The organism is Bradyrhizobium sp. SPXBL-02 (genome assembly GCF_051853065.1).
Lineage (GTDB): Bacteria > Pseudomonadota > Alphaproteobacteria > Rhizobiales > Xanthobacteraceae > Bradyrhizobium.
Genome location: NZ_CP182474.1, coordinates 5565442 through 5577396, shown reverse-complemented (window position 1 = coordinate 5577396; position 11955 = coordinate 5565442). Strand labels below are relative to the sequence as shown.

Genomic DNA, 11955 nt, shown 5'->3' with positions numbered 1-11955 from the left:
CGCGCTTGCAGGCCTATCGCGCTTCCACCACTTCGCCGTCTTCCTTCACGAAGCGGCCGAGCGGATTGTCCAGGAGATCGATCACGGCTTCCGACGGCCGGCACAAGCGCGTGCCCTTTGGCGTCACCACGATCGGACGGTTGATGAGGATGGGATGGGCGAGCATGAGATCGAGCAGCTCGTCGTCGCTCCATTTGGGATCGTCTAGCCCGAGCTCCTTGTAGGGCGTTCCCTTCTCGCGCAGCAGCGCGCGGACCGTAATGCCCATGGTCGCGATCAGCTCCTTGAGCTCGTCGCGCGAGGGCGGCGTCTTGAGATATTCGACCACGACGGGCTCGGTGCCGCTCTGCCGGATCATCGCCAGCGTGTTGCGCGAGGTGCCGCAGGCCGGGTTGTGATAGATCGTGACGGTCATCGACTTGTCTCCGTGATTGCAACCGAGGCGGACGCGCGTGAGCGTCCGAGCAGCCAGTTCATCAGCAGCATGCCGGCGAACGCTCCGCACAGCTCGGCAATGACGAAGCCGGGCAGGTCGGCGGGACGAATGCCTGAGAACGTGTTGGTCAGGGACCTCGCAATGGCCACGGCCGGATTGGCAAACGAGGTGGAAGCCGTGAACCAATAGGCCGCGGTGATGTAGAGGCCCACCAGCCAAGGCACGGCCGTGCGCTGAAACCGGATGCCGGCCAGGATCGTCGCAATCAGCCCGAACGCGGCCACCGCTTCGGCGAACCATTGCGGCCCTCCGGTTCGGACCTTCGTCGAGAGTTCGAGCAGCGGCAGCCCGAACATCAGATGCGCCGCCACCGTTCCCGCGATCCCGCCAGCGATTTGCGCGACAATATAGAACGCAGCCTCGTGTCCCGGCAGCTCGCGCTGGCCGGTGAAGACGAGCGTCACCGCGGGATTTAAGTGTGCGCCGGAGATCGGACCGAGCACCGTGATCAGGACGACCAGGATGGCGCCGGTCGGCAAGGTGTTGCAGAGCAGCGCCAGCGCGATGTCCTTGGTCAACGTTTCCGCCATGATGCCGGAGCCGACCACGGTGGCGACGAGAATGCCCGTGCCGAGCGCTTCGGCCGCAAGGCGCCGTGAAAGATCGAAACTGTCCATCAGCCGGCCTTCGGTGCCAAATCGGTTGCACCTTCGGAGCGGCCGATTTCGCGCAGCTTGGTGCCGAGCGAAAGCTTGTCGATGCTCCTCAGCGGGAGGTTCACGAATGTAGCGATGCGGTTTCTCAGATAACGAAACGCGGTGACGAATGCCGCCTGTTTCTCCAGTTCTGAACCCTCTGCTGCGGCAGGATCCTCGATGTCCCAATGCGCCGTCATCGGCTGGCCCGGCCAGATCGGACAGGCCTCACCCGCTGCATTGTCGCAGACGGTGAAGACGAAATCCATCACCGGCGCATCCGGAGCGGCAAACTCCAGCCAGCTTTTCGAGCGCATTCCGTCGGCGGGATAGCCCATGTGTTCCAGCGTGCGCAATGCCAGCGGATGGACTGCGCCTTTCGGGGTGCTGCCGGCGGAGAAGGACTGAAAGCGGCCGCCGCCGTCCTTGCGCAGGATCGACTCAGCCAAGATCGATCGTGCCGAATTGCCGGTGCATAGGAACAAGACGTTAAACCTGTGATCAGACACGGCTTCGCTCCTTTCGTTTTGGCGAACAGCACGATTGCAAAGTCTCGACGACGGGGTCGCAAACTTCCGGCCGTCCGTCGCAGCAATCGCGCAGCAGGAAGACTGCGACGTCGCGAAACTCGCCGAGATTGGCGCGATAGACGATCGAGCGGCTGTGCCGCTCGGAAGATACGAGGCGGGCGCGGCTCAGAATCGACAGATGCGCCGACAGCGTGTTTTGCGGGACTTCCAAGAGGCGCGCGAGGTCGCCGGCCGCAAGACCTTCAGGTTCGTGCCTGACCAGCGTCCGGAACGCCTCCAGGCGGGTCGGTTGAGACAGCGCGGCGAGCGCCAGGACGGCTTGCTCTGTTTCCATACATCCAGATTTATGGAATTATCGAGGCCGCGTCAATCTGGAAACCTCCGGGTTCCAAATTTCGAATATTCTAGAAATATCGTTTGACAATCGATGTGCACGGGCGCACCGTGTCGCTCATGAAGATCGACGACGCAGCAGCACGCCTGGAAGCCCTCGGAAATCGGACCCGCCTGCAGATTTACCGGGCGCTGGTTCGGGCCGGGCATGCGGGCATGCCGGTCGGCCGCCTGCAGGACAAGCTGAAGATTCCGGCCTCGACGCTGTCGCACCACATCAAAACCTTGGTCTCGGTCGGACTGGTCAGTCAGAGCAGGGAATCGACGACCCTGATCTGCCGCGCCCATTTCGATGCCATGCGGGGGCTGGTCGACTTCCTGGCCGCGGAGTGCTGTGCAGACGAAGCGGGATGTAAGGATGCCCGGACGGCAGCCTGATTCATTTCGCTAATTATTCGATAATTCTAGAAGGATGGAGTATTGGGAATGGACAAGACCGTAGCCATCATCGGAGCGGGGCCGGTCGGCCTCGCAGCCGCCGCTCATGTGCTCGAACGCGGCATGTCCCCTGTCGTGCTCGAGGCCGCACCCGAAGCCGGGCATGCCGTGCGGCAATGGCAGCACGTCCAGCTCTTCTCGCCCTGGGAATACAACGTCGACAAGGCCGCGGCGCGCCTGCTTGCGCCGACTGGATGGAATTCGCCGGACCCGAGCTCATATCCGACCGGCGGCGAACTGATCGATCGCTATCTCGCGCCTCTGGCCACGCGAACGCCGCTGCGCGAGACGATCCGGACCTCGAGCCGCGTCACGGCGATCAGCCGCGCCGGCTTCGACAAGGCGAAGACGAAGGGGCGGGGCCAGGCGCCGTTCGAAATTCGCTACCGGAATGGCAAAGGCGACGAGGTGCTGCGCGCCGACGCCGTCATCGACGTCTCCGGCACGTGGTTCTCGCCCAATCCCGCCGGCAGCAACGGTCTGCCGGCGTTCGGCGAACGCGAATGCGCCGGCCGCATCGCCTATGGCATGCCCGCTGTGCGCGGCACCGCTCGCGCCAGATACGCCGGCAAGACCGTGGCCGTGCTCGGTGCCGGCCATTCCGCCCTCGGCACGCTGATCGATCTCGTTCGGCTCGCCGAGGAGGCGCCCGGCACCAGGCCCGTTTGGCTGCTGCGCGGCGACGATCCGGCAAAGGCCTTCGGCGGCGGCCGCAACGACAAGCTTGCCGCGCGCGGCGAGCTGGGCTCAGCCTTCGCCGCGCTCGTGACCACCGGAAAAATTGCGGTCGAGACCGGCTTCGCTGTCACCCATATTTCGGAGCGCGAAGGCCGCCTCAGGATTTCGGCAGGCGCCGGCTCTGCTGCGCGGAATGTGGTTGCCGATGAGCTGGTGGTGTCGACCGGCTTCCGGCCCGATCTCTCGTTCCTGTCCGAGCTGCGGCTGCGGCTCGATCCGGCGATCGAGGCGCCCCTCGCGCTCGCGCCGCTCATCGACCCCAACGAGCATAGCTGCGGAACGGTGCGGCCTCACGGCGCGCGCGAGCTGGCGCATGATGAGCCGGGCTTCTATCTTGCCGGCATGAAATCCTACGGCCGCGCGCCGACCTTCCTGATGATGACCGGCTACGAGCAGGTCCGCTCGATCGTCGCCGACATCGCCGGCGACAAGGAGGCGGCGGCAAGGGTCGAGCTCGTGCTGCCGGAGACCGGCGTCTGCACACGCGCCGGCGTGGAGTCCGCCAGCGCAGCGGGATGCTGCGGTGGTCCGCCCAAGGCCGAACCCTCGGCCTGCTGCGCCGCCGATGAATCCGCCAAGAAGGCGGGCGGTGTGGGATGCGGTTGCTCATGAGCCGTGGCACTGCGAGCCCGCTCACTGTCGTCGTCGCGCTCGGCACCGCGCAGACCATCGCTTGGGCGTCGAGCTACTATCTTCCTGCGATCCTAGCTGCGCCGATCGCGGGCGATCTCGGTCTTGCGCCGACTTACGTGTTCGCCGCGCTGTCGGGAGCGCTCATCATCTCCGGCCTGCTTGGTCCGAGAGTTGGGCATGCCATCGATACGTTCGGTGGGCGCAGCCTGCTTGCTGTCTCGAACCTCGTTTTGGCGGTAGGCTTGCTGCTGCTGTCCGCGGCCTATGGCGTAGCGGCGCTGATTACAGCCTGGATCCTGCTCGGGATCGGCATGGGCATGGGCCTCTATGAAGCCGCGTTCGCGACGCTTGCGCGCATTTACGGCGCCGATGCGCGACGAACGATCACCGGCATCACCCTGATCGCCGGTTTCGCCAGCACGCTCGGCTGGCCGCTCACGACCTGGCTCGCCACGGAGTACGGCTGGCGCGCGGCCTGTCAGCTGTGGGCGGTGATCCACATCGGCCTTGCCTTGCCGCTCAACCTTTCGCTGCCCCGTGCCGCTCCTTTGCATCAGGAGTCCGGACCGAGCACGGGCGCAAGCCGGCAATCCGGTCGGCAGAGCGAAACCTTCGTCATGATACTGCTGGCGTACATGTTTGCGGCCGCAAGTTTTGTCAGCTCCGGAGTCTCGGCCATTCTGCCCACCATGCTGGTCGCGTTCGGCGCCACGCCAGCACAGGCGTTGTTGGCAGGAGCATTGGTCGGACCCGCGCAAGTCGGTGCCCGCCTTCTGGAAGCAGGATGGCTTGGCCGGTTTCATCCGCTGCTGTCGGCGAGACTCGCCATGCTCATGAATCCCATCGGCGTGCTTGCGCTGATCGCAGGCGGCCCTTGGCTCGCACCGGCCTTCGCGGTGCTGTATGGCGCCGGCAACGGCATCATCACCATTGCCCGTGGTACGCTGCCGTTGGCACTGTTTGGGCCGGTCGGGTTCGGCAGGCGTGTCGGGATGATTTCGCTGCCTTCCAGGGCAACGGGCGCTTTCGCGCCCCTTGCGCTGGGACTGATGGTGGAGCATCTCGGCAGCAGCGCGCTCTGGATCAGCGCCCTGGCCTCGGTCTCTGCGTTCTTCGCCCTTCTGCTGCTTCGTGGGGATCAGACGGCATGAGTCCCTGTCCGACGGGAGGAGAACATTCGTAGCTTGCGCGGCTGGCCGCTGATTGCGGTGATGTGTATCGGCCAGCTCGGCAATCTGCTGCCGCACGTGACGTTGTCCGCAAATCTCGCCCAGCATCTGATGCCGGCGTGGGGGTTGTCGGCCGCCGAGGGCGGGATGATGGCGAGCGGCTATGCGTTTGGCTACATGCTGGCGGTGCCCGTGCTCACGACGCTGACCGATCGCATCGACGCACGGCTCGTGCTCCTCTGCGGCTCTGTCGTCAGCGGAGTAGCGACCGTTGCGTTCGGCATCTTCGCGCAAGGGTTCTGGTCGGGGACCATCATCTGGTCGCTCGCCGGCCTTGGTTTTGCCGGTGCCTACATGCCCGGGCTCAAGGCACTGACGGACCGGTTGCCCGCCGGCGACAGCTCGCGGGCGGTCACGCTCTACACGTCGAGCTTCTCGGTGGGCGTCGGCCTGTCGTTCCTGATCGCGCAAGTCCTCGCCGACGGCTGGGGATGGCGGACCGCGTTTTACGTGACCGGCATCGGTCCCATCGCGATGGTGGTCGCGTGTCTTTTGATCGAGAGCCGCAGTCCCGCTCCAAGAACAGGACGCCTTTTGAACTTTGCGCCCGTTTTCGCCAACCGCGAGGCGCTCGGCTACATCTTCGGCTATGGCGCGCATTGCTTCGAGCTCTACGGCATTCGCACCTGGCTGGTCGGCTTCTGGACCTACGTCGTGGCGCATCAGGGCGCACCCTCATGGCTGAGCCCGGTCCTGATGAGCTTCTGCTTTGCAGTGATCTCCATGCCGGCCAGCATCCTCGGCAACGAGGCCGCATTGAAGTTCGGGCGACATCGGGCGATCACGGTGGTGATGATCGCTTCGGCCAGCGTTGCGCTCGTCATCGGTCTGAATGCGACGGCTCCGGCATGGGTGCTGGCGCTGCTGCTGGTGATCTATGGCCTGACGGTGCCGGCGGATTCTGGTGCGTTGACCGCCGGCATGTCGGCTGCAGCTGTCTCGGAGCATCGCGGCGCGACTCTGGCCCTGCATTCGACCGTCGGGTTCGGCCTGTCGGCGATCGGAGCTTGGGGAACCGGGGTTGCTCTCGATGCCGCTGGCGGTCCGCAGAGTGCAGAGGGCTGGTTGCTGGCCTTCACCGTGCTCGCGGCCGGGATCGCACTCGGCCCGCTCGCGTTGCTATGGTCGCGGACGGCTCGGTCCGACGAACTGGTATCGAGGTCGCAATAGGCGATGAGGATGCGGGCGATCGGGCTGACAGGGATCCAAGCCTTGCTCACGAATGCTTGACCCGGATCAAAGAATGCTTTCGGCCGCAGACTATGTTACTCAGGCTGCATTGCGGTTCCAAAGGGTATCCAAAAGGTTAAAGCACGTCTGATGCGGATCGTTCGGACCATCCTGGCACTCGCCATCGCCATATCCCTGGCGATGCTGCCGGCTGGTGCGTCCGCTTCCAGCCTTACGATGTCGTCGGGTGATATGCAGGCGGCCATGCAGGTCGGCGGCGACGGCGATATGTCGATGGACGATTGTTGTCCCGACATGAAGGGAACGGGCTCCGACAGCAGCTACAAGTGCGGGATGGGCTTCTGCTGTGTCGGCGGTACCGTTGCACTTGCGGACATTCGTCCCCTGGCTTTCGAATTCCTTGCCGTCGCGGCAGCGGAAGCGGCTATTCCCGCCGATCAGGTCGTCGCCTCCCGCGGCGGCAGTCCTCCCTTCCGGCCTCCTCGAATCTGATCTCCGTAAAAGACGCGCGCGGGCACGCCCCGCGCGACGACGACTGATGTGCGCGTTCCTGCGTCGCGGTCGAGATCAATTCATGAGGACAGGACAATGCTTTCCAAGTTCAGCACTGCGGCTGTTGCCGCCACCCTTTCGCTTGCCGCCTCGGCCGCGTTGGCGGGCGCCGGCGACTATGCTTTCGAGCCGATCAATCCCGAGATGAAGAAGGGCGACGACGTCACGCTCGCCGTTCGTTTGACCAACAAGCAGACCGGCAAGCCGGTGCCGGACGCCGTCATCTTCAAGACGCGCGTGGACATGGCGCCGGACGGCATGGCCGAGATGGAATCGGCGGTCGCACCGCTGCCGTCCAAGGAGCCGGGCGTCTACGCCTTTAGGACGGACCTGCCGATGGCCGGCCGCTATCAGGTCACGCTCTCGGCGAAGGTGCAGGGTGAGGCCGAGACGGTCACGGGCAAGGTCATCGTCAAGGCGATCAAGTGAGCTTTCGGGCGCCGCCGGATGGCGCCCGGACTTCTCTGTCCCATTCGCATGGACGCGCTCTGAGCGCGCGAATTCAACCATGAAGACGTTGCGTCTCTTGACTGCTCTCGCTCTCGGCGGCGGCCTCGCCCTTGGCGCGTACTGGTCCTCGAACGAGGGGCGCTGGTCGGTCCATGCCGAAGTGACCCCGGCTGCGGCGCCAGCGGACCGGACTCCGCTCTACTATCGCGATCCCAGTGGCGCGCCGCTCTGGTCCGCCGGGCCCAAGAAGGATGACCGCGGGCGGGACTATCTGCCGGTCTACGATGACGACAAGGCCGCCCAGGCAGAGCCGAGACCAGCGCAGGCGGCTTCATCGCGCAAGATTCTCTACTACCGCAATCCCATGGGCTTGCCCGACACCTCGCCGGTGCCGAAGAAGGACCCGATGGGGATGAACTATATCCCCGTCTACGAAGGCGACGACGTCGATGATGGCACGGTGAAGCTGTCGCCCGGCAAGATCCAGCGCAGCGGCGTGAAGTCCGAGCCGGTCGCGCGGCGATCGGTCCGTGCCTTGGTCAAGGCACCCGGTACGATCCAATTGGACGAGCGCCGCGTCTCGGTGATCGCGATGCGCGCCGAGAGCTTCGTGCAGAAGATCGCGGACGTCACCACCGGCACCCGCGTCAAGGCGGGCCAGCCGCTGATGGAGATCTACAGCTCGGCGGTCGCCTCCGCGGCGGCCGAGTACCTCGCGACCATCACCTCCAAGACCGTCGGCGGTGTCGAGATGTACGGCCGCGGCTCGCGGCAACGGCTGGTCAATCTCGACGTCCCCGAGCGGGTGATCGCCGAGATGGAGAAAACGCATGTCGCGCCCGTCACCATCCATTGGTCGGCGCCGCGCGACGGGATCGTGCTCGAGCGCAACGCGATCGAAGGCATGCGCGCCAATCCCGGCGACGTGCTGTTCCGCATCGCCGACACCTCGCTGGTCTGGGCGCTGGTCGACGTCGCCGAGCGCGATCTCGGCAACATCGCGGTCGGGCAGTCCGTTGCGGTGCGCGCGCGCAGCTTCCCCGGCCGCAGCTTCACCGGCAAGATCGCGGTGATCTATCCGCAGGTGAACCGCGAAACCCGGACGGTACGCGTCCGCATCGAGCTCGCCAATCCCGAGGCGGTGCTGCTGCCGGACATGTATGTCGATGCCGACGTCGATACGGCAGATAGCGCGCCCGTCCTGGCGATCCAGGACAGCGCGGTGCTCGACACCGGCACGCGGCAGGCCGTCCTCGTCGACAAGGGGGACGGGCGCTTCGAGCCGCGGGAGGTGAAGCTCGGCCGTCGCGGCGGCGGTTATATCGAGGTCCGGGATGGCCTTGCCGAAGGCGAGGCGGTGGTCACATCCGCCAACTTCCTGATCGATGCCGAAAGCAATCTGAAGGCCGCGCTGAAAGGCTTTGCCGAGGCTGCGCCTCAAGCCTCCGATGCCGGCCATGCGACGGGAGAGCATAAATGATCGCCCGCATCATCGCCTGGTCTGCGCGCAACCTGCTGCTGGTGTTGTTCGGCACCGGCTTTGCGGCCGCCGCCGGCCTCTACGCGCTGCTTCATCTGCCGCTGGATGCGATCCCCGACCTCTCGGATACCCAGGTCATCGTCTACACCGAATATCCCGGCCAGGCGCCGCAGGTGATCGAGGACCAGGTCACCTATCCCCTGACGACGGCGATGCTGACCGTGCCGAAATCGAAGGTGGTGCGCGGCTTCTCCTTCTTCGGCGTGTCGTTCGTCTACGTGATCTTCGAGGACGGCACCGACATCTATTGGGCGCGCTCGCGCGTGATGGAGTTTTTGAACAGCGCCACGTCGCGGCTTCCCGCCGGCATCACACCGACCATCGGGCCCGATGCGACCGGCGTCGGCTGGGTCTACCAATACGCCGTGATGTCGAAAGAATTGAACCTCGCCGACACGCGCACGATCCAGGACTGGAATCTGAAATTCGCGCTGGCCAAGGCCGAGGGCGTTGCCGAAGTCGCCAGCATCGGCGGCTTCGTCAAGCAGTACAACGTGGTGCTCGACCCGCAGCGCATGCGCGACCGCGGCATCAGCATGCAGAAAATCCGGGAGGCGATCCGCGCCAGCAACGCCGATGTCGGCGGCCGCACGGTCGAGCTGTCGGAGTTCGAATACGTCATTCGCGGCAAGGGCTACATCAAGGGCATCAACGATCTCGGCAACATCGTCCTGAAGACCAGCAACGGCACGCCGGTGCTGCTGCGGGACGTCGCCAATGTCGAGCTCGGACCCGACGAGCGGCGCGGCATCGCCGAGCTGAACGGCGAGGGCGAGGTCGCAAGCGGCATCGTGCTGCAGCGCTTCGGCGTCAATGCGCTCGACGTCATCGAGAACGTCAGGAAGCGCTTCAAGGAGATCGCGAGCAGCCTGCCGAAGTCGGTCGAGATCGTCCCGGTCTACGACCGCTCGGGCCTGATCTATTCGGCGATCGACACGCTCAAGCACACGTTGTTCGAGGAGAGCATCGTGGTCGCGCTCGTCTGCATCGTGTTCCTGCTCCATGTCCGCAGCGCGCTGGTCGCGATCCTGATGCTGCCGGTCGGCGTGCTGATGGCGTTCGGTGCCATGAAGCTGCTGGGCCTCGGATCCAACATCATGAGCCTCGGGGGCATCGCGATCGCGATCGGCGCCATGGTGGATGCCGCGATCGTCATGATCGAGAACGCGCACAAGCACCTCGAGCGCGCCGAGCCCGGTCAGTCGCGCGTCCAGATCCTGATCGATGCGGCGTCCGAGGTCGGCCCGGCGTTGTTCTTCAGCCTGCTCATCATCACCGTCTCGTTCATGCCGATCTTCACGCTGGAATCGCAGGAGGGGCGGCTGTTCAGCCCGCTGGCGTTCACGAAGACCTTTGCGATGGCGGCCGCGGCCCTCTTGTCCGTCACTCTGGTGCCGGCACTGATGGTGATCTTCGTCCGCGGCAGGATCGTTCCCGAGAGCAAGAACGTCATCAACCGCTTCCTGATCTTTATCTACCGGCCGGTCATCAAGGGCGTGCTGCGCGCCAAGACGCTGGTGATCCTGGCCTCGCTCGTCGTGCTCGCCGTCACGATCTGGCCGGCGCGGCAGCTCGGCACCGAGTTCATGCCGACGCTGAACGAGGGCACGCTGCTCTACATGCCGACCACGCTGCCCGGCATCTCCGTGACCAAGGCGGCCGAGCTGATGCAAACGCAGGACCGCATCATCAAGTCGTTCCCGGAGGTCGAATCGGTCTACGGCAAGGCGGGACGGGCGGCGACCGCGACCGATCCGGCGCCGACCGAGATGTTCGAGACGGTGGTCAGCCTGAAGCCGAAGGAGCAATGGCGGGCAGGCGTTACCGTCGACAGCCTGATCGCGGAGATGGACAAGGCGCTGCAGTTTCCGGGCGTCTCAAACGCCTGGACCATGCCGATCAAGGCGCGCATCGACATGCTGTCCACCGGCATCCGCACTCCCGTCGGCGTCAAGGTGATGGGCACCGACCTCGTCGAGATCGATCGGCTGGCGAAGCAGGTCGAACGCGTGATCAAGGCGGTCCCGGGCACCGCATCGGCCTACGCCGAGCGCGGCATCGGCGGCTATTATCTCGAGATCGTCCCGGATCGCGAGGCGCTCGCCCGTTACGGCATCCTGATCCAGGACGTTCAGGACACCATCGCGGCCGCGCTCGGCGGTCAGACCGTCACGACGACGGTGGAAGGGCGGCAGCGCTTCACGGTGAACATGCGCTATCCGCGCGACCTGCGCGACAATCCCAAGGCGATCGCCAGCGATATCCTGGTGCCGATGCCCGCAGGCGGCGCGGTGCCGCTCGGCGAGGTCGCGAAGGTCGAGCCGGCGCGGGGCCCGACCTCGATCCGGACCGAGAACGGCCAGCTCGCGACCTACGTCTATGTCGACATTCGCGATCGCGACATCGGCAGCTACGTCGCCGATGCGCAACGCGCCGTGACTGACAGCATCCAGTTCCCGCCCGGATATTACGTGGTCTGGAGCGGCCAGTACGAATATCTGCAGCGCGCCGCGGCGCGCCTGAAGATCGTGGTGCCGGTGACGCTGACGATCATCTTCCTGCTGCTGTACCTGAATTTCAGGGCCATGACCGAAACCCTCATCGTCATGCTGTCGCTGCCCTTCGCGCTGGTCGGCGGCATCTGGATGATGTGGTGGCTCGGCTTCAACCTGTCGGTCGCCGTCGCCGTCGGCTTCATCGCGCTCGCCGGCGTCGCCGCCGAGACCGGCGTCGTGATGCTGATCTACCTCGAGCATGCCCTGGCCGAGATGAAGGCGACGTGCAGCGCCGAGGGCAGGGGCTTCACCCGGCAGGATCTCCACGAGGCCATCATGGTGGGCGCGGTCGAGCGCGTGCGTCCCAAGATGATGACGGTCGTCGCCATCATGGCGGGCCTGCTGCCGATCATGTGGAGCACCGGAACCGGGTCGGAGATCATGCAGCGCATCGCGGTGCCTATGATTGGCGGCATGATATCGTCGACGCTGCTGACGCTGATCGTGATCCCCGCGATCTTCGGATTGGTGAAGGGCGTCCGCTTGCCGCCCAAGCGCGAGGACAAGGCGCCATCGACCGAGACGCCAAAGCCGATCGGCGCCAGATTGCGCGTCGTGGAGCCGGCCGGATGACA

The 11955-nt window shown here is 65.2% G+C and carries 12 protein-coding genes; 8 read left to right on the top strand and 4 right to left on the bottom strand.

Annotated features, from left to right (window positions below; all coding sequences use genetic code 11):
* Positions 1–13 precede the first annotated feature (13 nt).
* From arsC to ACNJYD_RS26090, 4 genes are read right to left on the bottom strand one after another with little or no spacing between them, the layout of a single operon-like run.
* Positions 14–415 carry an arsenate reductase (glutaredoxin) gene (gene arsC, locus ACNJYD_RS26105; RefSeq protein WP_212256957.1) on the bottom strand — a complete coding sequence of 134 codons (402 nt, stop codon included), beginning with the start codon at positions 413–415 and terminating at the stop codon, positions 14–16.
* Positions 412–1113 (bottom strand): aquaporin, encoded by a 702-nt coding sequence (locus tag ACNJYD_RS26100; RefSeq protein WP_212256956.1) that lies wholly within the window; start codon positions 1111–1113, stop codon positions 412–414. Before ACNJYD_RS26100 ends, arsC begins: the two co-directional genes overlap by 4 nt.
* On the bottom strand, positions 1113–1640 hold the full coding sequence (locus ACNJYD_RS26095; protein WP_212256955.1) for an arsenate reductase ArsC: 528 nt from the start codon (positions 1638–1640) through the stop codon (positions 1113–1115). The genes ACNJYD_RS26100 and ACNJYD_RS26095 overlap by 1 nt, the downstream gene beginning before the upstream one ends.
* The gene (locus tag ACNJYD_RS26090; RefSeq protein WP_212256954.1) at positions 1633–1995 is read right to left on the bottom strand and encodes an ArsR/SmtB family transcription factor; all 363 of its coding nucleotides are present in this window, start codon (positions 1993–1995) and stop codon (positions 1633–1635) included. Before ACNJYD_RS26090 ends, ACNJYD_RS26095 begins: the two co-directional genes overlap by 8 nt.
* A 119-nt stretch (positions 1996–2114) precedes the next feature.
* Here ACNJYD_RS26090 and ACNJYD_RS26085 point away from each other — a divergent pair, with 119 nt between their 5' ends.
* The 8 genes from ACNJYD_RS26085 to ACNJYD_RS26050 all read left to right on the top strand — a co-directional run bounded on the left by ACNJYD_RS26085 (position 2115) and on the right by ACNJYD_RS26050 (position 11953).
* Positions 2115–2432 carry an ArsR/SmtB family transcription factor gene (locus ACNJYD_RS26085; RefSeq protein WP_212256953.1) on the top strand — a complete coding sequence of 106 codons (318 nt, stop codon included), beginning with the start codon at positions 2115–2117 and terminating at the stop codon, positions 2430–2432.
* Between the two features lie 48 nt (positions 2433–2480).
* Positions 2481–3842, top strand: a complete 1362-nt coding sequence (locus ACNJYD_RS26080) for an NAD(P)-binding protein (RefSeq protein WP_212256952.1) — start codon at positions 2481–2483, stop codon at positions 3840–3842.
* Complete coding sequence (locus ACNJYD_RS26075) at positions 3839–5014, top strand: MFS transporter (protein ID WP_433996067.1); 1176 nt, start codon at positions 3839–3841, stop codon at positions 5012–5014. Before ACNJYD_RS26080 ends, ACNJYD_RS26075 begins: the two co-directional genes overlap by 4 nt.
* Before the next feature lie 60 nt (positions 5015–5074).
* Positions 5075–6262, top strand: a complete 1188-nt coding sequence (locus ACNJYD_RS26070) for an MFS transporter (RefSeq protein WP_212257001.1) — start codon at positions 5075–5077, stop codon at positions 6260–6262.
* Positions 6263–6412: 150 nt separating this feature from the next.
* Positions 6413–6775, top strand: a complete 363-nt coding sequence (locus ACNJYD_RS26065; RefSeq protein WP_212256950.1) for a hypothetical protein — start codon at positions 6413–6415, stop codon at positions 6773–6775.
* Between the two features lie 96 nt (positions 6776–6871).
* Positions 6872–7264, top strand: coding sequence for a FixH family protein (locus ACNJYD_RS26060; RefSeq protein WP_212256949.1), 393 nt, complete (start codon positions 6872–6874; stop codon positions 7262–7264).
* Between the two features lie 79 nt (positions 7265–7343).
* The gene (locus ACNJYD_RS26055) at positions 7344–8765 is read left to right on the top strand and encodes an efflux RND transporter periplasmic adaptor subunit (protein WP_212256948.1); all 1422 of its coding nucleotides are present in this window, start codon (positions 7344–7346) and stop codon (positions 8763–8765) included.
* Positions 8762–11953 (top strand): efflux RND transporter permease subunit, encoded by a 3192-nt coding sequence (locus ACNJYD_RS26050; protein WP_439363735.1) that lies wholly within the window; start codon positions 8762–8764, stop codon positions 11951–11953. The genes ACNJYD_RS26055 and ACNJYD_RS26050 overlap by 4 nt, the downstream gene beginning before the upstream one ends.
* Positions 11954–11955: the final 2 nt, after the last annotated feature.

Excerpts from the sequence above, each read along its gene's own strand:
- arsC (WP_212256957.1), bottom strand. The coding sequence starts at position 415 with ATGACCGTCACGATCTATCACAACCCGGCCTGCGGCACCTCGCGCAAC.
- ACNJYD_RS26100 (WP_212256956.1), bottom strand. The coding sequence starts at position 1,113 with ATGGACAGTTTCGATCTTTCACGGCGCCTTGCGGCCGAAGCGCTCGGC.
- ACNJYD_RS26090 (WP_212256954.1), bottom strand. The coding sequence starts at position 1,995 with ATGGAAACAGAGCAAGCCGTCCTGGCGCTCGCCGCGCTGTCTCAACCG.
- ACNJYD_RS26085 (WP_212256953.1), top strand. The coding sequence starts at position 2,115 with ATGAAGATCGACGACGCAGCAGCACGCCTGGAAGCCCTCGGAAATCGG.
- ACNJYD_RS26080 (WP_212256952.1), top strand. The coding sequence starts at position 2,481 with ATGGACAAGACCGTAGCCATCATCGGAGCGGGGCCGGTCGGCCTCGCA.
- ACNJYD_RS26075 (WP_433996067.1), top strand. The coding sequence starts at position 3,839 with ATGAGCCGTGGCACTGCGAGCCCGCTCACTGTCGTCGTCGCGCTCGGC.
- ACNJYD_RS26070 (WP_212257001.1), top strand. The coding sequence starts at position 5,075 with ATGTGTATCGGCCAGCTCGGCAATCTGCTGCCGCACGTGACGTTGTCC.
- ACNJYD_RS26065 (WP_212256950.1), top strand. The coding sequence starts at position 6,413 with ATGCGGATCGTTCGGACCATCCTGGCACTCGCCATCGCCATATCCCTG.
- ACNJYD_RS26060 (WP_212256949.1), top strand. The coding sequence starts at position 6,872 with ATGCTTTCCAAGTTCAGCACTGCGGCTGTTGCCGCCACCCTTTCGCTT.
- ACNJYD_RS26055 (WP_212256948.1), top strand. The coding sequence starts at position 7,344 with ATGAAGACGTTGCGTCTCTTGACTGCTCTCGCTCTCGGCGGCGGCCTC.
- ACNJYD_RS26050 (WP_439363735.1), top strand. The coding sequence starts at position 8,762 with ATGATCGCCCGCATCATCGCCTGGTCTGCGCGCAACCTGCTGCTGGTG.